Raw genomic sequence first — 25,846 nt, 5'->3', positions numbered from 1 at the left:
TCGCTGCCGGTCCGGCGCATCACCCCGCCACGACCTCCTCGCCGACCGCCGCGCGCAGCAGAGCGTCGAGCTCCTCCATGCGGAAGGGCTTGCGGAGCAGCGTCCGCACCGCCTCCGGCTTCCCGCCCGGCAGGCCGGCGGCATAACCGGTGATCATGATCACCGTGAGCCCTGACCGCCGCGCGCGGATCGCCAGCGCCAGCTCGGCGCCGGTCATCTGCGGCATGGCATAGTCGGTGACGACGACCTGCAGTTCGGGCCGCTGGTCGAGGACGATCAGCGCCTCGGCGCCGTCGCGGGCCTCCACAACCTCGTGCCCCATCTCCCGCAGGGCGGCGGCGGTCGCCAGCCGGGCCAGCGCATCGTCGTCCACCAGCAGGATCCGGGCGCCGGCCTGGCCGTCCGCAGCCTGGGCGGGCCCGGGCGGCGGCTCGGTCGCCTCGGGCATCGCCGGCGCCTGCGGCAGCCACAGGCTGACGCGCGTGCCCCGGCCGGGTCGGCTCTCGATGCGCATCGTGCCGCCCGACTGGGTGACGAAGCCATGCACCATGGAAAGGCCGAGTCCGGTGCCTTTGCCGACCGGCTTGGTGGTGTAGAAGGGCTCCAACACCCGCTCGAGCACCTCGGGGGTCATGCCGATGCCGGTGTCGGAGATGGTGAGGACGACATAGTCGCCTGCTCCCGGAGGCCCTTCCGCCGAGCCCAGCGGCGCGTTGCGGGCGCCGATGGTGAGCGTGCCGCCCTCCGGCATGGCGTCGCGCGCATTGATCGCCAGGTTGAGCACCGCCAGCTCGGCCTGGGTCGGGTCGACCAACACGGGGGCGATGTTGGGCTCGATCGCCGTCTCGATGACGACCGGCACGCCGACCGCCTTCGGCAGCAGCTCGCCGACTCCCGCCACCAGGGCGCGCGGATCCACCGGCCGCGGCTGCAACGCCTCGCGCCGCGCGAAGACCATCAGCTGCCGCACCAGCTTGGCGCCGCGATCGACCGCCTGCAGGCTGGCATCCAGCACCTTGCGGGCGCTGTCCGGCACCTTCGGGGCGAGCAGGAAGAGGCCGCTGCGGATCGCCTGCAACAGGTTGTTGAAGTCGTGCGCCACCCCGGCGGTGAGCTGGCCGACGGCGTCGAGCGTCTGCGCCCGCCGCAGCGCCGCCTCGGCCTGCTCGCGCCGCGCGATCTCGGCCGCGAGCTGCTCCGCCATGTCGCGCCAGCGCCGGGAGTCGCGCCGCTGCTCGCGGTACTGCCGCATCACCATCAGCGCCATGCCGAGCAGCGCGGCGACGGCGAGGGCGGTGTAGAGGCCGAGCAGCGCCACGCGGTCGCGCCAGCCATCGAGCGCCGCCGCGGTCTCGACGGAGAAGGCCAGGTGCAGCGGATAGTCGCGGACCTGCGAGAAGGCGGTCAGCCGCTGCACGCCGTCGATCGGCGAGGCGCCGCTGTAGCTGCCCTCCCGCTGCGCCACGGCGCGACCGAGGAAGGGGCCGGTGGGCGAGAGCCGCTCCACCTCGCGGTCGGCCGGCCCGCGTGTGATCACCCGGCCGTCGCTGCGGGCCAGGGTGACGAGATAGCGGATGGTCGGGGCGTAGCGGGCCCAGAAGGTGGTGAACTGGGCGACCGGGATGCTGACACGGAGGATGCCGTCGAAGCGCCCGTCGGCGTTGATCCGGCGGCGGCTGAGGGTGATCTGGCGCGGCGCCAGAGGCGTCTCCGGCTGCAGGCCGACGAAGGGCAGGCTCTGCCGGGCGCGCAACGCCTCGAACTCCTCGCTCCCCAGCAGGCTGTCGCCGCGGGCGGCCGGGAAGCGGATGGTGGTCATCCGCACCCGGCCTTCGCCATCCGCCAGGGTGATATCGATCTGCTGGCCGAGATCGCCGGCGACGCGTTGCAGGTAGTTCCAGAGGCGGATGTCGCGGGCGATGTCGTCCCAGCCCAGCCCCTCGGTCTGCCGGCCGACTTCCGAGAGGACCAGCTCGCTCGTGTCGAAGACCCGGGCGGCGTGCTCGTGCAGCACCGCGATGGTGCGCCGGGCGGCGTGCTCGGCATCCTCGAGCGCCTGGCGGCGTTCGCTCCAGGCCGTCCAGACGAAGAGGCCGAGGGGCAGGAGCACCGAGAAACCGAGCAGCAGCAGATGCGTGGGCGCATGGCGCCCCGGATGATGCGGCGGCGCATGGCCCCCTGGGCGGCGCGACGCCGTGACCGGCGTCGCGCCGCCTGGCTCACCGTCGGGGCTCTGCTTCTCCCGGCGGAACATCATGGCGCGGAGCTTAGTCGTCACGGGCCTGTGCGCAAGCGCATTCGGGCACAGATTCCCCGGAACGGCGTTCGCGAGGGAGGGCATGTGCCGCAAGCCGGCCATGGTCCTCGAAGGGTGCGGTGCCAGGGATCCCGGTGGATGACCGGGTGGGGCCATCAAAGCCAGCGGAGGGAGTTAGGGCCATGGGCGAATCCTTGTTCGGCCGTTCGGGCGGCGGACTGGCGGGCGGCTTGCCGACCGGGGTGAAGATGGCGGCGGTGGCGCTGCTGATTCACATGCTGATGAAGAACTCGCGGAGCAGCCAGGCTCCGGCGCCAGCCCCAAGCCAGGCGCCGCCGCAGGGCGGCTCGGCAGGTGGCGGCCTCGGCGGGCTGCTCGGCACCATCTTCGGCGGGAACGACACCGGCTCCTCGGCGCCACAGGGCCCGGCGCCGTCCGGCGCCTGGGGCCGCCAGGCTGGCGACGCCACGCCGGCGTCCGGCACCTCTGCCGGTCCCTGGGGCCAGCAGGGCGGCGCGGCGCAAGGCCCATGGGGCGGTGGCGGCCAGCCGGCCAATGCCGGCGGCGGGCTTGGCGGCCTGGGCGGCCTGCTTGGCGGGCTGCTTGGCGGCGCGGCCGGGGCTGGGGCGCTCGGTGGCCTCGGTGGGCTGCTATCCGGTCTGCGTGACCAGGGGCTGGGCCGGCAGGTCGATTCCTGGGTGGGCACCGGCCAGAATGAACCCGTCTCGCCTCAGGATCTGGAGCAGAACTTCGACCCGCGAGAGCTTGACGAGGCGGCGCAGCGGGCCGGCACCGATCGCGGCACGCTGCTGCAGGAGCTCAGCACCCTGCTGCCGCAGATGATCGACCGGATGACGCCCGGCGGCCAGGTGCAGCAGCCCCAGCAGCAGCATCAGGCGAGCGGCGGCAGCGGCATCGACGACCTGCTGCAGAACGTCTTCGGCAGCCTCGGCGGCGGTCCCGACCGGCGCTGACCCTCGGGTCGCGGCATTCGCGGGAGATCCCGCGGATGCCGCGGATCGGCGGGCCTGCCGCGAACCGAGTTTACGGTGAGGGCTGCGGCGCGGCGAAGCCTGCGGCCGCCGGCGCCGCGGCATTCATCGCAACGAGCCCCGCGGCGAGGCGCACCAGGATCCGGGCAGCGCGCAGCCGCACCGCCTCCTGACGCTCGATGCCCTCGGGCATGGTGCAGCCCGCCAGGGTGATGGCGGTGCCGAGCAGCCGCGCCTCGAGCGCCGCCGTCACCGCCTCGCATCGCGCCTCGCGGCCGAACTCGGCATCAATCGCCTCGCCGGCGCGGTCGATCTCGGCCTCGACCCGCGCATCCTCGGCGGCGATGGCGAGGATCTCCGCCGGCGGGTCGGGCTCCTCGCCGGCCTGGAGCGCCAGCAACCCCATGCTGGCGATCAGCAGATGCAGCGGGCCGCCATCGCCAGCCCGCGAGGCGAAGGCGCCGAAGGCCACCGCCAGGGCAGCCTCGCCAAGCCCTGCGCGCAGCTCGTCATCCATGCCGGCGAGGCCCGGGTCCTCCCCGGCATCCGGATGGTCGCCGGGACGGTCGGGTATCCCGCCATCGGCGAAGGCGTGGGAGATGGTCCGCAACGCCTCGGACAGGCGTTGTTCGGAGACAGGCGGCATGCTGGTCCTCCACTGGGCAGTCGTCGCGTCACGGCAGAACGACCGGGAGCGGGACGGGATGCGCGTGTCGTGCCGCCGGCCTACTCGGCCGGCAGCAAAGCAGGGGTGGGGCGGCGTCGACCGATGCCGTCCAGAGCCAGGTACACCACCGGCGTCGTGTAGAGCGTCAGCAGCTGCGACAGCAGCAAGCCGCCGATGATGGTGATCCCGAGCGGCTGCCGCAGTTCGGCGCCGGCACCGTTCGCCAGGGCGAGTGGGATCGCGCCGAAGACCGCGGCCAGCGTGGTCATCAGGATCGGCCGGAAGCGCTCGCGGCAGGCTTCGAGGATCGCCGCCTCGCCGCCGAGGCCGTGCTCGCGCTCATGCTCCAGGGCGAAGTCCACCATCATGATGGCGTTCTTCTTCACGATTCCCATCAGCAGGATGATGCCGATGAGGGCGATGACGGTGAAGGGCGTGCCGGTCAGCAGCAGCGCCAGCAGGGCGCCGATGCCGGCCGTGGGCAGGGTGGAGAGGATGGTGATCGGGTGCAGGACGTGCTCGTAGAGCATGCCGAGCACGATGTAGATGGTCGCCAGCGCCGCCAGGATCAGCAGCGGCTGGCCACGGGCGAAGGACTGGAAGGCACGGGCATTGCCGGCGAACTCGGTGCGCATCGTGTCCGGCAGGCCGATCTCGGCGGCGGCGCGCTCCACCGCGGCGGTCGCGTCGCCGAGCGAGACGCCGGGACCGAGGTTGAAGGTGATGGTCGAGGCCGGGAACTGGCCCTGATGCGTGACGGAGAGCGGCGCCGAGCCGGCTTCGAGCGTCACCAGGGAGGCGAGGGGCACCTGCACGCCGTTGCTGCTGCTGAGCCAGATATCCTCGATCTGCCCGGGATACTGCTGCAGCTTCGGCTCGACCTCCAGCACCACCCGGTACTGGTTGCGGGAGCGGTAGATCACCGAGACCTGGCGCTGCGCGAAGGCGCTGTTCAGCGCGGCGGTGATGGCCGAGACGCTGACGCCGAGCCGCGCCGCCGCCTCGCGGTCGATCACCAGCCGCGAGACCGGCCCGGCGCGCTGCTGGTCGGAGGAGACGTCCTGGATGCCCGGCACGGTCCGCAGCTTCGCCACCAGCTTTTCCGACCAGATCTCCATCCCCTCCAGATCGGGCGAGAGGAGGACGAACTGGATCGCGGCATTGCCCGCCCGGCCGCCGATGCCGATATCCTGCACCGCCCGCATGAAGGTCTGGATGCCGGGAATGCTGCCGAGCGCCCGGCGCGTGCGGTTGATGACGTCATTGGCGCTGACGCCGGGCCGCTCGCCGATCGGCTTGAGGCTGATGAAGAGGCGCCCCTGGCTGACCGAGGCATTGCCGCTGCCGCTGCCGACCGCCGAGGCGATGCTGGCGATCGCCGGATCCTTGCGCAGCGCCTCGACCACCCGTTCCTGCAGCCGCATCATGGTGGCGTAGGAGGTGTCGGGCGCGGCGCGCGTCGTGCCCATGATCAGTCCCGTATCCTGGTCCGGGAAGAAGCCCTTCGGCACGATCACATAGAGCCAGACGGTGAGGCCGATGAGGCCGAGGGTGAGGGCCAGCATCGTGCGCCGCCAGCGCAGCAGGGCGGCGAGGCTGCGCATGTAGCCTGCGGTCAGCGCCGCCATCGCGCGATCGAAGGCGCGGCCGAACCGGCCCGGGGGCGGCGGCAGGCTGCGCGCCGAATGCGCCGCCATCATCGGCGTCAGGCTGAGGGAGACGATGCCCGATATCGCCACGGCGAGGGCGAGGACCAGGGAGAATTCCCGGAACAGCCGGCCGACGACGCCGCCCATGAAGAGCAGCGGGATGAAGACGGCAATCAGCGAGACGGTGATGGAGACCACCGTGAAGCCGATCTGCCGCGCGCCTTCCAGCGCCGCCTCGAAGGGGCCGAGGCCGCGCTCGCGCAGGCGCGACATGTTCTCGATCATGACGATGGCGTCGTCGACCACGAAGCCGACCGAGATGGTGAGCGCCATGAGCGAGAGGTTGTCGAGCGAGAAGCCGGCCAGCCACATCACCGCCAGCGTGCCGAGCAGCGAGAGCGGCACGGCGGTCGCGGTCGCGGCCACGGCGGAGACGCGGCGGAGGAAGACGGCCACCACCATGATCACGAGAAGGATCGAGATCAGCAGGGCATGCTGCACGTCGCGCACGCTGGCGCGGATCGTCTCCGACCGGTCGCGGATGGTGTGGATCACCACGCCGCCCGGCAGCCATCGCTCAAGCTGCGGCAGGACGGCCTGGATGCCGTTCACCACCTCGAGCACATTGGCGTCGGCCTGCTTGAAGATGATCATCATCACCGCCGGGCGACCGTCCACCGACCCGCCCTGGCGGCGGTCCCGCACGTCGAGGGTGGCGCGGCCGATGGAGGACAGGCGGACCACCGCGCCATCCTGCTGCTTGACGATGATGCTGTTGTAGTCCTCGGGCGTGTTCAACCGGTCGTTGACGCTGAGCGCGGCCGTCTGGTCGGTGCCGTCGATCAGGCCGATCGCCTGGGTGACGTTGTTGGTGCTGATCGCCTGCCGCACCGTCTCCATGCTGATGCCCGCCGCCTTGGCTGCCGCGGGATCGACGGTGACCCGGATGGCAGGCTGCTCCGAGCCCTGGATCTGCACCTGCGAGACGCCGGGAACCTGGGCGAGCCGCGGCGCCACCACGCTGTCCGCCGCGTCGTAGACCGCGCCGGGCGAGGCGGTCTCCGAGGACAGGGCCATGATCAGCACCGGCGCGTCGCCGGGGTTGAATTTGCGCATGGTCGGCGGCGAGGGCAGGCCCGAGGGCAGGTCGCTGCCGGCGGCGTTGATCGCCGCCTGCACGTCCCGCGCCGCGCCGTTGATGTCGCGCGAGAGGTCGAATTGCACGACGACGGCGACGCTGCCGAGCGAGGAGGTCGAGGTCAGCTCGGTGACGCCGGCAATGGCGCCGAGCCGGCGCTCGAGCGGCGCCGCGACGGAGGAGGCCATGGTCGCCGGATCGGCGCCGGGCTGGGTCGCGGTGACGACGATGGTCGGGATGTCGGCCCGCGGCAGCGGCGCCACCGGCAGGCCGAAATAGGCGACGATGCCGGCCAGGGCGACGCCGATCGCCAGCAGGGCGGTGCCGATGGGACGACGGATGAAGGGTTCGCTGATCGACATGTTGCCTACTCGGCCGGCACCGTCGCGCCGCAGCGGCGCGGGCGCCGCAGCCGCTGTTGCAGCCGCTCCATGGCGAGGTAGATCGCCGGGGTGGTGTAGAGGGTGATCACCTGGCAGAGCAGCAGCCCGCCGATGACGGCGATGCCGAGCGGCTGGCGGAGCTCGGAGCCGGCGCCGGTCTCGACCGCCAGCGGCAGCGCGCCGAAGACGGCGGCGACCGTCGTCATCAGGATCGGCCGGAAGCGCTCGCGGCAGGCCTCGAGGATCGCCGCCTCGGCGCCCCGGCGCTCGGTGCGCTCGTGCTCCAGGGCGAAATCCACCATCATGATGGCGTTCTTCTTCACGATTCCCATCAGCAGGATCACCCCGACCAGCGCGATGACCGAGAAGTCGAAGCCGAAGAGGCGGAGCGCCAGCAGGGCGCCGATGCCGGCGGTGGGCAGGGTGGAGAGGATGGTGATCGGGTGCAGGACGTGTTCGTAGAGCATGCCGAGCACGATGTAGATGGTCAGGATCGCCGCCAGGATCAGCAGCGGCTGGCTGCGGGCGAAGGACTGGAAGGCGCGGGCATTGCCGGCGAACTCGGTGCGCATCGTGTCCGGCAGGCCGATCTCGGCGGCGGCGCGCTCCACCGCGGCGGTCGCGTCGCCGAGCGAGACGCCGGGACCGAGGTTGAAGGTGATGGTCGAGGCCGGGAACTGGCCGCGATGGGTGACGAAGGTCGCCGCGGTGCCGCGGTCGAGAGTGACGAGGGCCGAGAGCGGCACCGGCCTGCCGTCGCGGCCGGTCAGCCAGATATCGTCCACCTGCTCGGGCGCCTGCTGCCGTCCCGGCTCGACCTCCAGCACCACCCGGTACTGGTTGCGCGCGCGGTAGATGATCGAGACCTGGCGCTGTGCGAAGGCGCTGTTCAGCGCCTGGGCGATCGCCTGCACGCTGATGCCGAGCCGGGCCGCGGCGTCCCGGTCGATGGCGAGGCGGGTGATCGGCCCGGGATGCTGCTGGTCGGAGGAAACGTCGTTGATGCCCGGCACGCTGCGCAGGCGCCGCACCAACCGCTCGGACCAGGTCGCCAGGGCGGCGGTGTCGGGGGCGAGAAGGACGAACTGGAAGGCCGCGCCGTCGCTGCGGCCGCCGATATTGATCTCCGGCACCGCCCGCAGCGAGGTCTCGATGCCCGGGATCGTCGCCAGCGGTGCCCGCAGCCGCTCGACGACATCGCCGGCCGAGACCCCCGGCCGCTCCGCCAGCGGCTTCAGGCTCAGCAGCACCCGCCCCGAGGTGACGGAGCCGTTGCTGTTGCCGACGCCGGTGATGGAGGCGACGCGGGCGACAGCCGGATCCTCCCGGATGGCGGCGACGACCTTGTCCTGCAGCCGCACCATCGCCCCGTAGGAGGTATCGGGTGCGGCGCGGGTCGTGCCGGAGATGAAGCCGGTATCCTGGTCCGGGAAGAAGCTCTTCGGCGCGGCGAGATAGAGCCAGACCGTCGTCCCGATCAGGCCGATTGTCCCGAGCAGCATCAGCCGCTGGTGCCGGAGGGCGCGGCCGAGGCTGCGCACATAGGCGGCGGTCAGACCGGCGAGGCCCCGCTCGATGGCGCGGCCGAGCCGTCCCGGCGGCGGCGCGGCCTGGCGCGCCAGATGCGCCGCCATGGCCGGGGTGACGGTGAGGGAGACGAGGCCGGAGGCGGCGACCGCGATGGCGAGAGTGAGCGAGAATTCCCGGAACAGTCGGCCGACGACGCCGTCCATGAAGAGCAACGGGATGAAGACGGCGATCAGCGAGACGGTGATCGAGATGACGGTGAAGCCGATCTGCCGCGCGCCTTCCAGCGCCGCGGCGAGCGGGCCCATGCCGCGCTCCCGCAGCCGGGCGATGTTCTCGATCATGACGATGGCGTCGTCGACCACGAAGCCGACCGAGATGGTGAGCGCCATGAGCGAGAGGTTGTCGAGCGAGAAGCCCGCCAGCCACATCACCGCCAGGGTCGCGAAAAGCGAGAGCGGCACCGCGATGCCGGTCGCCATGATCGCCGAGACCCGGCGCAGGAACACCGCCACCACCAGCACGACGAGCAGGATCGAGACCAGCAGCGTGCGCTGCACGTCGTGCACGCTGGCGCGGATCATGTCCGACCGGTCGCGGACATTCTCGATCCGCACCCCGCCCGGCAGCCAGCGCTCGAATTGCGGGACCAGGGCCTGGATGCCATCGAACACCTCGATGACATTGGCATCGGCCTGCTTGAAGATGGTCAGCAGCACCGCCCGCTGGCCGTCGAGCGTCGCGCCCTGGCGGCGGTCGCGCGCCTCCACCCCGACCTGGCCGATGGCGCCGACCCGGACGACGGACTGGCCCTCCCGCTTGACGATCATGCGGGCATAGTCCTCGGGCTCGGTGAGCCGGTCGTTCACCGAGAGAGGGGCGAATTGCTCCCGGCCATCGGCGATGCCGGTCGGCTGGGTGACGTTGTTCTCGTTGATCGCCTGGCGCACCCGCTCCATGCTGATGCCGGCCGCCTTGGCCGCGGCGGGGTCGATGGCGATGCGGATGGCCGGCTGCTCGGCGCCCTGCAGCTGCACCCGCGCCACGCCCGGCACCTGGGCGATGCGGGGCACCACGATGCTGTCCGCGAGATCGTAGATCGCGCCCGGCGTCAGCGTCGAGGAGGTCAGCGACATGATCAGGACCGGCGCGTCGCCCGGGTTGAACTTGCCGACCCAGGGGGGCGAGGGCAGGGGCGCCATGTCGGTGCCGGCGGCGTTGACCGCCGCGTGCACGTCGCGGGCCGCCCCGTCCGAATCCCGGCCGAGCTCGAATTGCGTGACGATGTAGAAGGCGCCGAGCGAGGACCAGGAGGTCATCTCGCTGACCCCGGCGATGGCGCCGATCCGCCGCTCGAGCGGCGCGACGACGGAGGCGGCGATGGTCTCCGGATCGGCGCCCGGCAGCACGCCGCCGACCGCGACCGTCGGCAGGTCGGTGCGCGGCAGCGGCGCGATCGGCAGCAGGGCATAGGCGAGCAGGCCGAGCAGCGCGACCCCGACAGCGAGCAGGCCGGTGCCGATCGGCCGCAGGATGAAGGGGGTGCTGAAGGACACGCTATTCCGCCGGGACGGGGATGCGCGGGCGGTGCAGGCGCTGCACGCGCTCGCGCAGGCGCTCCATGCCGAGATAGATGACGGGCGTGGTGTAGAGGGTGATCACCTGCGACAGCAGCAGGCCGCCGACCACCGAGACGCCGAGCGGCAGCCGCAGCTCCGAGCCGGTGCCATTCTCAAGCACGAGCGGCAGCGCCCCGAGCAGGGCCGCGAGGGTGGTCATCATGATTGGGCGGAAGCGCAGCAGGCAGGCCTCCTCGATCGCTTCCCGCGGCGTCTTGCCGTGGTCGCGCTGCGCCTCCAGCGCGAAGTCGATCATCATGATGGCGTTCTTCTTCACGATGCCCATCAGCAGCACGATGCCGATCAGCCCGACCACGGAAAGGTCGAGCCCGAACAGCCGCAGCGCCAGCAGGGCGCCGATGCCGGCGGAGGGCAGGGTGGAGAGGATGGTGATCGGGTGGATCAGGCTCTCGTAGAGCACGCCGAGAACGATGTAGATGACGACGATGGCGGCCAGGATCAGCCAGGGCTCGCCCCGCAGCGAGCGCTGGAACTCGGCGGCATCGCCGGCGAAGCTGCCCGCGATGGTGTCGGGCAGGCCGATCTCCGCCTCCGCCGTGCGGATCGCCGCCACCGCATCGCTGAGCGAGGCGCCGGGGGCGAGGTCGAAGCCGAGGGTGACGGCCGGGAACTGGCCCTGCTTGGTCACGGTCAGCGGCCCGGCGGTGCGGTCGATGCGGGCGAATTCCGAGAGCGGCACCTGCGCCGTCCCGGCCGCGGACTGCACCGGCGTGCCCTGCGCCGTCGCCGCCTGGCCGGCGGTCGCCGGAACCCGCAGCAGGCCGATCATGGACGGGTCGTCGCGCAGCGCCGGCGTCGCCTCCAGCACCACCCGGTACTGGTTGTTCTGGGTGTAGATGGTGCTGATCTGGCGCTGGCCGAAGGCGTCGTAGAGCGTGTCGTCGATGCCCTGCATGGTGACGCCGAGCCGGCCGGCCTTGTCGCGGTCGACATCGACCGTCACTCGCAGCCCGCCGTCGCGGCGATCGGAGGAGACGTCGCGCAGCACCGGCAGCTCGCGCAGCCGCCGCTCCAGCACCGGGGCCCAGCGGCTGAGCTCCGCCGCATCGGGGTCCATTAGCGTGTACTGATAGGCGGTGCTGCCCGGCCGGGCGCCGATCTGGATATCCTGCACCGGCGCGAGATGCACCGAGAGGCCGGGCAGCGCGTCGAGCCGTGGCTGCAGCCGGGCGATGATCGCCGCGGCATCTGCCGCGCGCTCCTCCCGCGGCCGCAGCACCGCGGTCAGGCGGCCGGTGTTCTGCGCCGGGTTGACGATGCCCGCGCCGATCACCGAGGTCACGGAGACGACGTCCGGATCGGCCAGCAGCACATCCGCCGCGCCGTGCTGCAGCCCGGCCATGCGGCTGAAGGAGGCGTCCTCCGGCCCCTCGATGGTGGCGACGATCAGGCCGGTATCCTGCGAGGGCAGGAAGCCTTTCGGCATCATCACGTAGAGCGCGACGGTGCCGGCGACGGTCAGCGTCGCCAGCAGCAGCATCAGCCCCTCCCGCCGCAGCGCCCAGCGCAGGCTGCGGGCATAGGCGTCCCGCATCCCGTCGAGGCTCCGCTCGGTCAGGCGGGAGAGGCGGCCGGGCCGCTCGGCCCCGGCCGGGCGCAGCAGCCGGCCGCACATCATCGGGGTCAGCGTCAGCGAGACCAGCATCGAGACGACGACGCTGATGGTGAGCACCAGGGCGAATTCCTGGAACAGCCGCCCGACCACCCCCGGCATGAAGAGCAGCGGGATGAAGACGGCGACCAGCGAGACGGTGAGGGAGACGACGGTGAAGCCGATCTGCGCCGCGCCCTCATAGGCGGCGGCGAGCGGGTGCTTCCCCTCCTCGATCAGCCGGACGATGTTCTCGATCATGACGATCGCGTCGTCGACCACGAAGCCAGTGGCGATGGTCAGCGCCATGAGCGAGAGGTTGTCGAGCGAGAAGCCGCAGAGCGCCATCACCCCGAAGGTGCCGATGATCGAGAGCGGCAGGGCGATGCCCGGGATCAGCGTCGCCCGGCCGCTGCGCAGGAAGACGAAGATCACCGCGACGACCAGGGCCACCGCGAGCACCAGGGTGAACTGCACGTCGTGCACCGAGGCGCGGATGGTCGCGGTGCGGTCGGAGACGATGGAGAGCTTCGCCCCCTGCGGCAGAGCCCGCTCAAGCATGCCGAGCTGCGCCCGCACATCCTCGACGGTGGCCACGATGTTCGCCCCGGGCTGGCGCTGCACGTCGATCAGCACCGCGGGGCCGCCATTGTACCAGGCGCCGTTCAGGGTGTTCTCGAGATCCTGCACCGCCTCACCCACATCGGAGAGGCGCACCGGGGCGCCGTTGCGCCAGGCGATGATCAGCCGCGCGAAATCCTCCGGCGAGCGGATCTGGTCGTTCGCCATGATCGAGGAGGCCTGGCGCGGCCCGTCGACGCTGCCCTTCGGCGTGTTGACATTGGCCGCGGCGATCGCGGTCCGCACATCCTCGAGCGAGAGGCCATAGGCGGCGAGCCGCACCGGATCGGCCTGGATCCGCACCGCCGGCCGCATCGTGCCCTGGACGATGACGCGGCCGACGCCGCTCACCTGGCTGAGGCGCTGCGCCAGCAGCGTGTCGGCGGCATCCGAGAGCCGCCAGATCGGCAGCGTCCCGCTGGTGAGCGCCAGGGTGATGATCGGCGGGTCGGCCGGGTTCACCTTCGCATAGGTCGGCGGGTAGGGCAGGGTGCTCGGCAGCGTGCCCTTGGCGGCATTGATCGCCGCCTGCACGTCCTGCGCCGCGTCGTCGATGTCGCGCCCGAGGTTGAACTGCAGGGTGATGCGCGAAGTGCCGGGGCCGCTGGTCGAGACGATGTCGGTGAGCCCGGCGATCTGCGCCAGCTGCCGCTCGAGCGAGGCGGTCACCAGCAGCGCCACCGTCTCCGGCGAGGCGCCGGGCAGGGTCGTCGTCACCTCGATGGTCGGAAAATCCACCTCCGGCAGGGCCGAGACGGGCAGGCGCAGATAGCCGAGCAGCCCGGTCAGCAGCACCGCGATGGCGAGCAGCGTGGTGGCGATGGGCCGGGCGATGAAGGGGGCGGAGACGCCGCGGAAGCGCCCGGCCGCCCCCGGCCCCGAGCCCGAGCCCGAGCCGGGCCTTCCGGCGCCGCCATCCGCCGCCGGGCTCACGGCCGCGCATCCGCGGCTTGGCGCGGCCGCCGGCGCGGCTCGCCAGGGGGCGGGGCCGGGCCAGGGCCGTTGCCGCCCGAATCGTTCACCATCACGGTCGTGCCGGGGCTGAGGCGCAGCGCGCCCGAGGTCACCACCTGCTCGCCCGCCCGCAGCCCCTGCTGCACCACCGCCTCGGTATTGGTCAGGGCGCCGAGGCGGAGCGGCCGCTGCTCCACCGTATGGTCGGCGCCGAGGACGAAGGCGAAGGCCCCGTCCGGGCCGCGCTGCACGGCGACCAGCGGCACGGTGGTCACGCCCGGCAGGCGCTCGACCTCGAGCCGGACATTGACGAAGGCGCCGGGCCAGAGCCGGAAATCCTCGTTGGCGAAGGAGGCTTTCAGCTTGATCGTGCCGGTCTGCGCATCGACCGCGTTGTCGATGGTCAGCAGCTCGCCCTCGGCCTGCACCGTCGCGTCGCGCGGCGGCGGCAGGGTGCCCGCCGCGGCGCCGAGGCTGGGGCCGGAGCGCACCACCTGCACCGGCACCTTGCCGCGCTGCATCGCCGCCTGCACCCGGCCGAGCTCCTGCTGCGGCAGGGTGAAGACGACGGCGATCGGCTGCAGCTGCGAGACGGTGACGATGCCCGTGGCGTCGCCGGAATGCACCACATTGCCCTGGTCCACGAGCCGGAGGCCGACCCGGCCGTTGATCGGCGAGCGGATGGTGGTGAAGGAGAGCTGGGTGCGCGCCGCGTCGATCGCCCCCTGGTCGGCGGCCACCTGCGCCTCGTACTGCGCGACCAGGGCCCGCTGCGTGTCCTGCTGCTGCCGCGAGATGCCCTGGTTCTGCGCCAGGCTGGTGTAGCGCTGCAGGTCGAGCCGGGCATTGGCCAGCAGCGCCTCGTCCTGCGCCTTCTTGGCCACGGCCTGGTCGAGCGCCGCCTGGTAGCTGCGCGGGTCGATGCGGGCGAGCAGGTCGCCCTGCTTCACCATCTGGCCTTCCTGGAAGGCGATCTCCACCAGCTGCCCGTCCACCTGCGGCCGGACGGTGATGGTGTTGAAGGCCTGGACGGTGCCGATCGCGTCCAGGCTGATCGGCACGTCCTGCACCTTCGCCGCGGCGGCGGTCACCGGCACCGGGGCGCCGGCGCCGCGGAAGCCGGGCCGGCCGCCCTCCTGCGCGGTCGGGGCGGCCTGGCGCTGGTGCCAGACCCAGGCGCCGGCGCCGGCGAGGACCGCAAGGCCGAGGAGGATGAGGAACGGACGACGCATGGACAGGATGGGGACCTCGAGGCTCGGTGCTTCACATACGCCTTGCGGGGCCGAATCCCATGGCCCGGCGCCGGAGGGGCGCGCTCACGCCGGCGTTCCCCAGCCGCCGCCGAGGGCGCGGAACAGGCCGACAGCCGCCTGCAGCCGCGCCAGCCGCGCCTGGGCCAGCGTATTGCGCGCCGAGAATAGGGTCTGCTGCGTGTTCAGCAGGGTCACGAGGTCGATGGTCCCGGCGCGGAGCTGGGCCTCGGAGATGGCATAGGCGCGCTCGGCCATGCGCACGGCATTGGCCTGCAGGGTCTCCTGCTCGGTGGTCTGGCGCAGCGTCACGAGGGCGTTCTCGGTATCGACCAGGGCGTTGAGGATGGCGAAGCGGTAGGTGGAGAGCAGCTCCTCCGCCTGCGCCTCGGTCAGCTGCACCTGGCCGCGCAGCGCGCCGCCATGGAAGATCGGCTGGGTCAGCCCGGCGGTGAGGTTGAAGATCAGGCTCTCCGGCCGGGTCAGCGTCTCGAGGGCGAGGCTGGTCCAGCCGCCCGAGCCGGTGAGGGTGACCGAGGGCAGAAGCTGCGCCCGCGCCACCACGATATTCGCATTCGCCGCGGCGAGCGTCGCCTCGGCATTCAGCACGTCCGGCCGCCGCGCCAGGACCTCGGCCGGCAGGCCCGGCCGCACCGGCGGGACGTCCAGGCGGTTGAAGGTGCCGCCGCGCAGCTGGATCTCCTGTGGCGGGCGGCCGATCAGCGTGCCGAGCGAGTTGCGGTTGGTCTCGACCTGCTCGACCAGGGGCGGGATCAGCGCCTGCTGCTGCGCCGCCACCGTCTCCTGCTGCGCCAGGTCGAGGCCGGTGCCGGTGCCGACCGAGACCCGGTCGCGGATCACCCGCAGCACGCGCTGCGCGGTGGCGAGGTTGTCCTGCTGGATCGCCAGCTGCTCCTGCGCGCCGAGCATGGCGAAATAGGTGTTGGCGACCGAGGCCTGGGTGGTCAGCGTCACCGTCCCGACATCGAAGCGGCTGGCCGAGGCGGATTGCTGCGCCGCCTCGGTCGCGGCGCGGTTCTTGCCCCAGAAGTCGATCTCGTAGCTGGCCGAGAGCAGCGCCCGGTTGCTGGCGGTGACGCGGACCCGGCGGCTGGTCACGCCGGTGATGCTCGCGGTGTTGACGCTGCCGGTCTGCGACCGGGTCGCCTGGCCGCTGCCGTCGACCGTCGGCAGCAGCGCCGCGCCGGCGATCCGCACCTGCGCATCCGCCTGCCGCACCCGGGCGACGGCGCCGGCGATGTCGGTATTCGCCGCCATGGCCTCGGCCATCAGCGTGTCGAGCTCGGCAGAGCCGAAGCCGCGCCACCAGTGCGGATCGGGCCAGAGGGCGGCGGCCGCCGGATCGGTCGCCACGAGCCGGCCGGGCAGGGTCACGCCGGAGGAGGTCGCCGGCGGGGTCAGCCAGGCGCAGCCCGACAGCAGCGATGCGGCCGCGAGCAGGGCGGCCCGGCGGCCGGGCAGGAACGGCGCCATCGGCCTAGCGCCCCTGCCGGCGCGCGGCGGCGATCTGCGCCCGCCCTGTCGGCGAGACGGCCTGCATGGCATGCACCATGGTGCCGTTGAAGGCGGCGTTGAAGGCCGCCCAGCGCTCCGTCCAGGCATCGAGCGCCGCATGCAGGGCGGCGGCATCGAAGGGCTCGCGCGCCGTGGCCTCGTCCACCTTGCCGCTCGCGGCGCGCAGCGCGGCGAGCTGCGGGGCGTAGCGGTCGCGCTCGGCATCGAGCACGGCGCGGAATTTCGGCCGGTCCTCGGCCGGCAGCGCCGCCTCGATCCGGCTCACCAGGCGATCGAGGCCGCGGCCGCGACGCTCGTGCGGGCCGCCGGAGAAGACCAGGAAGGCGCCGAGCACCAGGTTGACGGCAAGGGATGCGCCGAGCGCCGCGACGAGCAGCGACCGGCCGGATGGCCAGCGGATCAGAGCGGATCCTCCGCGAGAGGCAGGGTCTGCAACGGCGCCAGCGGGTCCCCGATCGGGTCGCTGACCGCCGGCGAGGGGGCGAGGCTGAGCCAGAGCGCGCAGGTGGCCATCGCCGCCAGCGCGCCATAGCCCGCAGGCGCGGCCGGTCGCAGCGCAAGGCCGAGCCGGGCCCAGGCGTGGGCCCAGGGGTGGGGCGGCGCCGGCAGGGGCGAGCGGGCGATCTCCCGCGCCACCCGCGCCTGCAGCCGGGCCAGCGCCGCCGGCGAGGGCTGCGGCAGCGCCCGCTCCAGCGCCGCATCGAGGCGCTGCGCCGCGGCGAGCTGCCGCCGTGCCTCGGCCGAGCGGCCGAGCAGCGCCTCGGCCTCGGCGCGGCGGGCCGTCGGCCAAGCCTCGGGCCGGGCGCCATGGGTATCGAGCAGGCGGGCGAAGCGGGACGGGGTCATGACGTCATCAGCCTCCGCAGCATCAGGCGGGCGCGGCGCAGCAGGCCCTCCAGCGCCCGCTCCGAGACATCCAGCAGCGCGGCCGCCTCGGCGCCGCTCAGCCCCTCCTCATAGGCGAGGGCGATGGCGGCGCGCTGCCGGGCGGGCAGCCGCGCCAGCGCATCGGCCAGGGCGGCGCGATCCTCGGCCGCGACGGCTGCGGCCTCCGGTCCCGGCGCCGGATCGGCGAGTCGGGCCAGGGCCTCCTCGTCGGCATTGACGGCCTTGCCGCGCCGCCGGCTGCGGTCGATCGCCAGGTTGAGGGTGATCCGGTGCAGCCAGGTGGTGAAGCGGGCGCGGGCGGGATCGAAGCTGGCGGCGGCCTGCCAGGCGCGCAGGAAAGCCTCCTGCGCCACCTCCTCCGCCTCCTCGGCATTGCCGAGGACGCGCAGCGCGATGCGCAGCGCCCGCTCGCCATGTCGGGCCACCAGCACGCCGAAGGCGGCGCGGTCGCCGGCTGCCGCCCAGGCCATGAGCGTGTCGTCCTCCGCCGCCTCCCGCGGCATCAGCCCGGTCGGCCGCACGGGCGGGGCAGCCGCCCGGGGCAGGGCGGCGAGGAGGTCGGCCCGGCGCAGCAGGGCCTCGGCGGCGTCGGGGGATTGGGCGAGCGGGATCGGCATCGGCGGTTGCGGCATGGTACGCGCGCCGCCCGCCCAACCCACGCGGCGCGCCCCGCGATCCTGGCCGGGCGCCGCCCCGGCCCGGTCATGGAGCAGGGAAAAGCGCGTCCGTGCGGCCCATGAGCCAATAGGCGGCCAGCCCGACCCACTCCCGCGTGCCCCATTCGAAATCCCGCAGCCGGGCCGGCAGGGTCCCGTCGAGCCAGACCTGCGGGTCGAGGCTCGTGCGGTAGTTCACCGGCCAGGCGATGATGCCCGCCCAGCCCACCCGGCGGAACACGCCCATGCTGCGCGGCATGTGGCTGGCCGAGGTGATCAGCAGCCAGGTCTCGCCCGGCTTCGGCCCGACCATGCGCAGGGTGAAAGCGGCATTCTCGAAGGTGTTGCGCGACCGGGTCTCGAAGTCCATGCGATCGGGCGGCACGCCGAGATCGAGCCAGAGCCGTCGCGCCACATCGGCCTCGGTGCTGCCGTCGGGGGCGAGGCTGGCGGAGCCGCCGGTGAAGACCAGCCGCGCCTCCGGATGCCGGCGCATGAGCGCGACCGGCTCGGTCATCCGCTCGGCGGCGCCGTTCAGCGCCGGGATGCCGTGCGCCTTGGTCAGGTGCTGCTCCACCGCGCCGCCGAGCACGACGATGCCGTCGACATGCGCCGGCTCCTGCGCCGGGCGGGGGAAGCGGTTCTCCAGCGGCCGCAGCACCGGCTGGTCGAGGGGCAGCAGGGCGAGGAGGGCGAAGAAGCCGATGCCAAACAGCGCCGGCCAGCGCCCGGCGCGCCGGCCGCGCCACAGCAATGCGAGGCCGATGATGGCGAGCAGGATGGCGGCGGTGCCGGGCCGCACCGGCCACCAGAGCAGCTTGGAGGCGAAGAAGGCGACATCCTGCACCGGCTAGAGCTCCAGGATCCGGCCCGGCGTCACGCGGCCCCGCGCCCAGTCGGCGAGGGCGATCAGGTTGCCGCGGAACCGCCCCCAGCGATCCGCCCAGGGTTCCGGCCAGGGGGCGCGGAGCGCGTTCTTCAGCGTATGCCGCAGCAAGCTCGGCAGGGCATGCGACCAGGGATAGGTGCCCTTGCGGGCGAGGTAGACCGAGTTCGCCACCTGCGAATAGCCGAGCCGCCGCCCCGGGGTCCGGCCGAGCTTGGTGCCGAGATGCACGCCGCGCGCCCCGGCGAGGCGGAGAATGCGGCCATGCCGGCCGAGCTGCCGGGTGAAGTCGATGTCCTCGTACCAGGCATAGAGCGGCAGCGCCTCGTCGACGCGGATGCCGTGCCGCCGCACGACCGCCATGCGGACCGCCATGTTGCAGCCATAGCCGTTGAAATGCGGCGCGACGGCGAGCGGATCGCCGGCCTGGCCGTCCCGGGCGAGGATGGCGCGGCCCTCGGCCGGGGTGAAGCCGGGGCCGTTGGCGCCGTCGGCCAGCACGGTGCCGGTGGTGACCACGCAATCGGGCAGGCTGGCGAAGACCTCGGCGGTCACCTGCAGGTAGTCGGGCGCCGGCAGGAAGTCGTCGTCGAGGAACAGCACCAGGTCGCAATCCCCGGCGGCGTCCAGGATGGCGTTGCGCTGCCGCGGCAGGCCGGCGGCGCCCTGCAGGTACTCAACGCCCGGATGCGGCGGCCCGATATCGGCCGGCGCGGCATGGCTGACGATGATGCGCTCGGGCGGCCGGGTCTGCCGCGCCAGCTCGCGCAGGGTCTCGGCCAGGATGGCGGCCCGGCCGCGCGTGGCGATGCCGATGGCGATCCGCATGCTCAGGCTCCGGTCGGCGCCGGCAGGGTCGGGGCGGGCAGGGTTGCGCTGGAGGGGGCCGTGCCAGAAGGGGCTGCGCCCGAGGGGGCGGCGTCGGGCAGGGCCGGCAGGGGCAGGCCGGAGGCGGCATCCGGCGTCAGGAAGCCGGCGATCCGGCCGCGCAGCGTCGCGGCGTAGTAGCGCGCTGCCAGCCCCTGGCCGCGCGCCGCGGCGAGCAGCGCGCCGCCGAGCGGGCGCATCAGGAAGGGCAGCCAGGTGCCCGCCGGCACCGCATGCCGCCGCAGCACGAAGCCCATGCCGCGGCCATAGAGCGCGGCGCGCTGCACCGCGACCGGCGTCAGCCGCTTGTCCGGATGCAGGACGCGCTGCGCCGGGTCGTAGCGCGCCGCATGGCCGGCGCGGATGGCGCGCAGCACCAGGTCGTTGCCCTCGGTCGAGCCGAGCGGCGTGCCCGGGCCGAGGCGCTCGTCGAAGCCGCCCATGGCGAGGGCAACGGCGCGGCGGAGGAAGAGGTTGAACTCGATCACGCTGGTCCAGACATTCGTCGCGTCGATGGCGCCGGCCTCGGAGCGCCAGCGGCCGGAGCCGAGCCCGCCCGCCGGCGAGGCGGCGGGGCCGGTGAGGATCGCCAGGCCCGGATCGGCGGCGAAGCCGGCGAGGACGCGGGCGACCAGGCCGGGCGGGAACAGGCAGTCGTCATCGGGAAAGCCGACGATCCCGCCGCGCGCCAGCGCCAGGCCCAGGTTGCGCGCGTGATTGGCATGCGCCCGCGCGCTGCGCCGCCAGGTGATCGCCAGCCGGTCGCGCCAGGCGGCGACGATGGGCGCCAGCCGGTCATCGGCATTCTGGTCGACCAGGATGACCTCGAGCGCCGGCTCCGCCTGCGCGGCGAGGCTCTCGAAGAGTGCGCCGAGCTCGCGGTCGCGGCCCCGCGTGGCGACGATGAGGCTGAGCTTCATGCCGCCGCCGCCTTCCGCTCCTCCATCAACCCCTCGACATGCGAGCGGAAGCGGGCCCGGAAGGCCGAGACCGAGAAGCGCATGGCATTCGCCCGGCAGCTTCGCGGGTCCATGGCCGGCGCCAGCGTCTCGAAGCGGCGCACCGCGGCGGCGATCGACTCCGCGCTCTGCTCGCCGAAGAGCAGCCCGGTGCCGGGGCGGACGATGTCCCGCGCCCCGCCGCGGCCAAAGGCGATCAGCGGCGTGCCGCAGGCCTGCGCCTCCACCATGCCGATGCCGAAATCCTCCTCGGCGGCGTAGACGAAGGCGCGGGCGCTGCGGGTGAGGGCGATCAGCTCGGTCTGCGGCACCCGGCCGCGCAGCTCGATGTTCGGCGCGCCGGCCGCGGCGGCGCGCACCTGGGCGAGGCCCGGCCCGTCGCCGCAGATGACAAGGCGCCGCTCCGGCATGGCGCGGAAGGCCTCGGCCACCAGCTCGACGCGCTTGTAGGGCACCATGCGGGCGGCGATCAGGTAGTGGTCCTCCCGCGATTCGCTGAGCGCGAAATGGTCTACATCGACCGGCGGATGGATCACCGTGGCGTTGCGGCGCCAGGTCTTGGCGATGCGGTCGGCGATATAGGTGCTGTTGGCGACGATGGAATCGACCCCCGCCGCCGAGGCCCGGTCCCAGAGCCGCAGCCGGTGCAGCAGCCAGCGCGTGTAGAGCGACATCGGCCCGCGCTCGAGCCCGGTCTGGCGGAGATACTGGTGCTGCAAGTCCCAGGCGTAGCGCATCGGGCTGTGCACGTAGCTCACATGCAGCTGGCCCGGCCCGGTGATGACGCCCTTGGCGACGGCATGGTTCGAGGAGAGGACGAGGTCGTAGCCGGAGAGATCGAACTGCTCGACCGCCAGCGGCATCAGGCCGAGATACTTGCGGAAATGCCGCCGCGCGAAGGGCAGGTCCTGGATGAAGCTGGTCCGCACCTCCCGCCCGCGCAGGAAGCCGCGCTCGTTCTCGGGCAGCATGTCGCAGACCGCGAAGAGATCGGCATGCGGCCAGAGATCGAGCATCTGCTCGACGACGCGTTCCGAGCCGGAATAGCTCTCCAGCCATTCGTGGATGATCGCGACCCTCACCACCCGCGCTCCCCTGGCAGCAGGGCGAGCAGCCGTTCCGCGGCGGCACGCCAGGTGAAACCCGCAGCCCGGGCCAGGCCCTGCTCGCGCAGGCTGGCCGCCAGGCCTTCCTCCTGCAGCAGCCGCGCGAGGGCGGCTGGCAGGGCATTCTCGGCCGCCGGATCGAACCAGAGCGCGGCCGCGCCGCAGACCTCGGGCACCGCGCCGGAGGCGGCGGCGACAACCGGGCAGCCGCAGGCCATGGCCTCGAGCGGCGGCAGGCCGAAGCCTTCGTAGCGGGAGGGAAAGAGCAGGCACAGCGCCGATTCGTAGAGCGCGCGCAGCTCGGCATCGCTGACCCGGCCGAGCGCCCGCACCGCCGCGGCGCCGGCATCCACCCCGCCGCCCTGGCGGTAGACTGCGGGATCGGCGGCGCCGGCGACGGCGAGGAGGCAGCCATGCCGGGCCAGCAGCCCGGCGCAATCGGCCAGCGCCGCCAGGTTCTTGTGCGCCGCGGGGTTGCCGACGACGAGCGCGTAGCGGCCCGGCTGCAGGCCGTGGCGCGCCAGAACCTCGGCCGCGGCCGGCGCCCGGTGGATGTGTTCCGCCCCTTCCGGTAGCACGCCGATGCGGGCCGGATCGAGCCGGAGATGATGCGCGATCCGGCCGCGGGAGAATTCCGAGACGGTGACGATGCGCGCGCCGGCCCGCGCCAGCGCGAGATGCAGCGCCCGGTACCAGCTGCGGAAGGCGGTGGAGTAGCTCTCCGGCGTGTCGAAGGCACCGGCGTCGTGGATGACGACGAGCTGGTTGCGGCCCATGGCGAGAGGCGCGGTGTTGCCGAGACTGACCAGGGTGCAGCCGCGGGCGCGCAGCGGCAGCTCGAACTGCTCCCAGCCCTGGCCGCGGAGCAGCGCCGCGGCGCCGTCGCGCAGCGCCCGGAAGGGCGAGGCGCCGGTCCCGGCGGGGCGCAACAGCCGCGCATCGGGCAGCCGGAACTCGCCGGCCAGCGCATCCAGGGCGCGGGTGATCTCGCTGGCGAAGCGCTGCACGCCGGTCACCCGCTGGCCGAGGAAGCGGCCATTGATGGCGATGGGCATCAGACGCCGCTCCCGGCGCGCAGCGCCCCGCCCGGATGTCGCAGCAGGCCGCGCAGCCGGGCCTTCTCCTCCGGCTCCAGGCTCCGCAGCGCCAGCAGCCCGAAGCCCGCGAGGCCGGCGAGGCCGAGCAGCGCCGCCGGCGCGAGGCCTGGCACGGCCGGCAGCAGGGCGAGCGCGCCGGCTGCCAGGGCGAGCGGCGGCAGCAGCCGGGCCGCCGCCTCCTGCACCGCCGGATAGAGCCGCCCGGCGAGCCAGAGCTTGCCGAGCGCGTCCACGGCGCAGCGGACCGTCCAGGCGATGGCCGCGCCCTCGATGCCGAGCCAGAGCAGCAGCAGCGCGGCGAGCGGCAGGTAGAGGAGCGCCTGCAGCAGGGCGAAGCGCGCCGTCGCATCCGGCCGGCCGATCGCGTCGATCAGCGCCGCCGGCACGAAGGCGAGGCAGGAGAAGAAGATGCCGACGCCGAGGATGCGCAGCACCTGGCCGCCACCGGCGGCGAACTCCGCCCCGAGCCAGAGGCCGAGCACCTGCTGCCCGCCGCCCGCCAGCAGCAGCCCGACCGGCAGCACCAGGCCCATCACCATCAGCCCGCCGCGGCGGAGCAGCGAGGCGGTCTGCCGCGGCATGGTGGCATAGGCCGAGGCGAAGGCCGGCAGCAGGGTCTGCGCCACCGCCACCGGCAGCATCCAGACCCGCATGACGAGGTCGAGCGGCGTGGCGTAGTAGGCGACCGCGGTGAGCGAGAGCAGCGCGCCGATCAGGAAGCGGTCGGCATAGAGCAGCGCCTGGGTCAGCAGGCCGGAGAAGGTCATCCAGCCGCCGATCCGCAGCAGCGGCAGCACCAGCCGGAGCCGCAGCGGCGTCGTCAGCACCTGCCGGACCAGCCGGCGCAGCAGCAGCAGGTAGGAGAGGGTGTTGGCCAGCCGCACCGCGACCAGCGCCAGCATCACCGCCGCCAGGCTATCCCAGACCAGCAGGACGAGAACCGGGCCAAGATAGTAGAAGAGGTTGACCGGGATGGTCACCAGATTGGCGGCGCGGAAGCGTTGATAGGCCGCCAGCACGCCCCAGAGCGCGGCGTTCAGCACGATCAGCGGCGCCGCGGCGGCGAGCACGCGCAGTCCGGCCACGGCCTGCGGCTGCAGCGCCGGCGGCACCCGGAGCCCGCGCTCGACCAGCCAGGGGATGCCGAGCCAGAGGCCGAGCGCCATCACCAGGCTGATTGCGGCGAGCACCGCGAGGGCGGCCCCGACCAGGCCAGCGGCCTCCTCCTCGCGCCCGGCGCCGATGCGCTCCGACAGCGCGCGGGTCAGGGCCTGGCCGACGCCGAGGTCGAAGACGCCGAAGACGCCCACCATGGCCAGCGCCAGGGTGAAGAGGCCCCAGCGGTCGAGGCCGAGCTGGTGCACCAGGATCGGCGTCAGCAGCAGGGCGAGCAGCAGCGGCAGGCCGCGCCCGGCAGCGTTCCAGGCAATCCCGGCAACCATCATGCGCGCCCGGGTGCGGGTTTCGGGATGGTCCATGAAAACCTTCATCCGGCGGCAGGGCCGGGCACGCCCGGGCGGCGGGGGGTGCCAGCCGGGCCCGCTTGGGTCAAGGGCGACAGGTCAGTAGGCGCCACGGCGCAGCAGCACCACGAACGGCGTCCGCAGCAGGATGGCGAGATCGGTCCGCAGCGAGGGCGAGCGGGCGTAGTGGCTGTCGAGCGCGACGCGGGTCGCGTAGCTCGTGTCGCTGCGGCCGCTGATCTGCCACAGGCCGGTGACGCCGGGACGGAGGGCGAGATAGTCGCGAGCCGCCTCGCCGTAATGCTCGGCCAGCTCGCTCGCCACGACCGGGCGGGGGCCGACGAGGCTCATCTCGCCGCGCAGCACATTGAGGAGCTGCGGCAGCTCATCGAGGCTCGAGGCGCGCAGGAAGCGGCCGATGCGGGTGACCCGCGGATCGTCCTTCAGCTTGCGGGTCGCCTCCCACTCGGCGCGGGCGGCCGGGTCCGACTCGAGCAGGGCGGAGAGGCGGGCGCCGGAATCCACCACCATCGAGCGGAACTTGAGGCAGCCGAAGCGGCGGCCGCGCCGGCCGATGCGCTGATGCGCGAAGAAGACCGGGCCCCCATCGGCGCGGATCAGCAGCGCCAGCGCGAAGAAGGCCGGCGCCGTCAGCAGCAGCAGCGAGCCAGCACCGATGAGGTCGATCGCCCGCTTCGCCGCGGCCCGCAGCCGATGGCGCCGGGCCGGACGCGCCGGGGTCGCGGCGGAGCCGGCCAGGGCCGCCAGCGCGGCCTCGGCGGCCAGGGGTTCGCAGAGCTCGACGCCAAGCATGGCGGGCCGGTCCTTCCTCGCTCCGGAGCGCATCGGGGCGCCGCCGGGATGATCCATCCGCCGGGCCTCCCGGCTCGGAAGCCGAACAACCCGATGTCGAGGGTATGACCCGGCAGCATCGCCGGAATGCGACGTGGTTGCGGCCGGATTGTGGCGGCGCACAACTCCGCGATCCGGCCTTAGTAAGGCATCCAAACCTCGCCTAGGGATTTACGGTTGAATTAGGATGTGTGAGCAATGCTTGTAACGAGAAAGAACGGGTTGCACCCGGCCTGACGGCCTGGATCGATGCGGGAGGACGCCATGTATTCAAAAGGAGCGGATCAGGAGGAGGACGCCCAACTCGCCTATCCGGTCGAAGCCATCCGCGGCATCGGCCTGGCGCTGATGCTCTCCTCGGTGCTCTGGGTCGGCCTCGCGCTGACGCTCAGGGCGCTGTGGTAGGCGCCGGCGGCCCCGCTTGAAGGAGGTGGGGCGGAATGGATCGGGTGCCGCCATCCCTCGGGCAGCGGACGACCCGTCGTGCTGCCGTCAGTCGGCGCTGACCCGGATATGGATGCGTCCGGCGCCCTGCAGTTGCGGCCGCGGCACCAGGGCCGCGATCTGACCGACGAGGGAGGCGAGGCCGGGGGGCAGCAGGCCGGCGATCGCCTCGCGCTCCGCCGGCGGCAGCCGGCCGAGGCGCTGCCCCGCGGCCGAATAGGCTTCGATGCTGCGGCCATCCTGCAGGATGCGAAGCTCGACCGGATCGCCGACCCGGGGATGCGCCACGTCGGGGCCAGGTTCCCCGCTCAGATAGGTCAAGAGGTCGAAGCGGTCCGGCACGCGTACTGTCCTGTCTCTGGGCCGAGCTTCAATATCGGCCGGGCAGGTCGGGTTCTCGCACGCGTCCATGACAAATACGAG

Annotated in this window: 20 protein-coding genes; 2 read left to right on the top strand and 18 right to left on the bottom strand. The window is 73.0% G+C overall.

Translation table 11 applies throughout. From position 1 onward, the window contains the following. Nucleotides 1-19: 19 nt before the first annotated feature. Entirely contained in the window at nt 20-2,278 is a 2,259-nt protein-coding gene (locus HJG45_RS29425) for an ATP-binding protein (protein ID WP_171612301.1), read from the bottom strand. Between the two features lie 161 nt (nt 2,279-2,439). Between HJG45_RS29425 and HJG45_RS11665 the strand changes: the two genes are divergently transcribed. Next, nucleotides 2,440-3,231 carry a YidB family protein gene (locus HJG45_RS11665; protein WP_171612300.1) on the top strand — a complete coding sequence of 264 codons (792 nt, stop codon included), beginning with the start codon at nt 2,440-2,442 and terminating at the stop codon, nt 3,229-3,231. A gap of 70 nt (nt 3,232-3,301) precedes the next feature. On the opposite strand, the gene HJG45_RS11660 is transcribed toward HJG45_RS11665, so the two are convergent. The 16 genes from HJG45_RS11660 to HJG45_RS11585 form a co-directional block, all read right to left on the bottom strand. Beyond that, a complete protein-coding gene (locus HJG45_RS11660) occupies nt 3,302-3,895 on the bottom strand; it encodes a hypothetical protein (RefSeq protein ID WP_171612299.1) in 594 nt (197 codons plus the stop codon). Between the two features lie 80 nt (nt 3,896-3,975). Beyond that, a complete protein-coding gene (locus HJG45_RS11655; protein WP_171612298.1) occupies nt 3,976-7,065 on the bottom strand; it encodes an efflux RND transporter permease subunit in 3,090 nt (1,029 codons plus the stop codon). 5 nt (nt 7,066-7,070) lie between these two features. Next, complete coding sequence (locus HJG45_RS11650) at nt 7,071-10,169, bottom strand: efflux RND transporter permease subunit (RefSeq protein ID WP_171612297.1); 3,099 nt, start codon at nt 10,167-10,169, stop codon at nt 7,071-7,073. A gap of 1 nt (nt 10,170) precedes the next feature. Beyond that, a complete protein-coding gene (locus tag HJG45_RS11645) occupies nt 10,171-13,299 on the bottom strand; it encodes an efflux RND transporter permease subunit (RefSeq protein ID WP_368040578.1) in 3,129 nt (1,042 codons plus the stop codon). 95 nt (nt 13,300-13,394) lie between these two features. Further along, entirely contained in the window at nt 13,395-14,651 is a 1,257-nt protein-coding gene (locus HJG45_RS11640) for an efflux RND transporter periplasmic adaptor subunit (protein ID WP_171612295.1), read from the bottom strand. Nucleotides 14,652-14,735: 84 nt separating this feature from the next. Next, entirely contained in the window at nt 14,736-16,163 is a 1,428-nt protein-coding gene (locus tag HJG45_RS11635; protein WP_174890445.1) for an efflux transporter outer membrane subunit, read from the bottom strand. A 4-nt stretch (nt 16,164-16,167) separates the two neighbouring features. Next, nucleotides 16,168-16,581, bottom strand: coding sequence for a periplasmic heavy metal sensor (locus tag HJG45_RS11630; protein ID WP_302479746.1), 414 nt, complete (start codon nt 16,579-16,581; stop codon nt 16,168-16,170). A 23-nt stretch (nt 16,582-16,604) separates the two neighbouring features. Next, complete coding sequence (locus HJG45_RS11625; protein WP_171612292.1) at nt 16,605-17,051, bottom strand: hypothetical protein; 447 nt, start codon at nt 17,049-17,051, stop codon at nt 16,605-16,607. Continuing rightward, nucleotides 17,048-17,725, bottom strand: a complete 678-nt coding sequence (locus tag HJG45_RS11620) for a sigma-70 family RNA polymerase sigma factor (protein WP_254452452.1) — start codon at nt 17,723-17,725, stop codon at nt 17,048-17,050. The genes HJG45_RS11625 and HJG45_RS11620 overlap by 4 nt, the downstream gene beginning before the upstream one ends. A 70-nt stretch (nt 17,726-17,795) precedes the next feature. Next, on the bottom strand, nt 17,796-18,596 hold the full coding sequence (locus tag HJG45_RS11615) for an ElyC/SanA/YdcF family protein (RefSeq protein ID WP_171612291.1): 801 nt from the start codon (nt 18,594-18,596) through the stop codon (nt 17,796-17,798). 3 nt (nt 18,597-18,599) lie between these two features. Then, entirely contained in the window at nt 18,600-19,463 is an 864-nt protein-coding gene (locus HJG45_RS11610; RefSeq protein WP_171612290.1) for a glycosyltransferase family 2 protein, read from the bottom strand. A gap of 2 nt (nt 19,464-19,465) precedes the next feature. After that, a complete protein-coding gene (locus HJG45_RS11605) occupies nt 19,466-20,422 on the bottom strand; it encodes a glycosyltransferase family 2 protein (RefSeq protein WP_171612289.1) in 957 nt (318 codons plus the stop codon). Next, a complete protein-coding gene (locus HJG45_RS11600; protein WP_368040568.1) occupies nt 20,419-21,543 on the bottom strand; it encodes a glycosyltransferase in 1,125 nt (374 codons plus the stop codon). The genes HJG45_RS11605 and HJG45_RS11600 overlap by 4 nt, the downstream gene beginning before the upstream one ends. Continuing rightward, nucleotides 21,540-22,622, bottom strand: coding sequence for a glycosyltransferase family 1 protein (locus HJG45_RS11595; protein ID WP_171612288.1), 1,083 nt, complete (start codon nt 22,620-22,622; stop codon nt 21,540-21,542). Before HJG45_RS11595 ends, HJG45_RS11600 begins: the two co-directional genes overlap by 4 nt. After that, nucleotides 22,622-24,142: an oligosaccharide flippase family protein gene (locus HJG45_RS11590; RefSeq protein ID WP_171612287.1), complete on the bottom strand. Its 1,521-nt coding sequence runs from the start codon at nt 24,140-24,142 to the stop codon at nt 22,622-22,624. The genes HJG45_RS11595 and HJG45_RS11590 overlap by 1 nt, the downstream gene beginning before the upstream one ends. A gap of 84 nt (nt 24,143-24,226) precedes the next feature. After that, complete coding sequence (locus HJG45_RS11585) at nt 24,227-24,940, bottom strand: sugar transferase (RefSeq protein ID WP_217362905.1); 714 nt, start codon at nt 24,938-24,940, stop codon at nt 24,227-24,229. Nucleotides 24,941-25,243: 303 nt separating this feature from the next. Here HJG45_RS11585 and HJG45_RS11580 point away from each other — a divergent pair, with 303 nt between their 5' ends. Beyond that, a complete protein-coding gene (locus tag HJG45_RS11580; protein WP_171612285.1) occupies nt 25,244-25,384 on the top strand; it encodes a hypothetical protein in 141 nt (46 codons plus the stop codon). A gap of 87 nt (nt 25,385-25,471) precedes the next feature. Here HJG45_RS11580 and HJG45_RS11575 read toward each other — a convergent pair whose 3' ends face one another. After that, nucleotides 25,472-25,765, bottom strand: a complete 294-nt coding sequence (locus tag HJG45_RS11575; protein WP_171612284.1) for a hypothetical protein — start codon at nt 25,763-25,765, stop codon at nt 25,472-25,474. Nucleotides 25,766-25,846: the final 81 nt, after the last annotated feature.

Source organism: Roseicella sp. DB1501 (genome assembly GCF_013112485.1).
In the GTDB taxonomy this organism is placed as follows: Bacteria; Pseudomonadota; Alphaproteobacteria; order Acetobacterales; family Acetobacteraceae; genus Paracraurococcus.
This window is presented reverse-complemented; position numbering and strand designations above follow the sequence as displayed.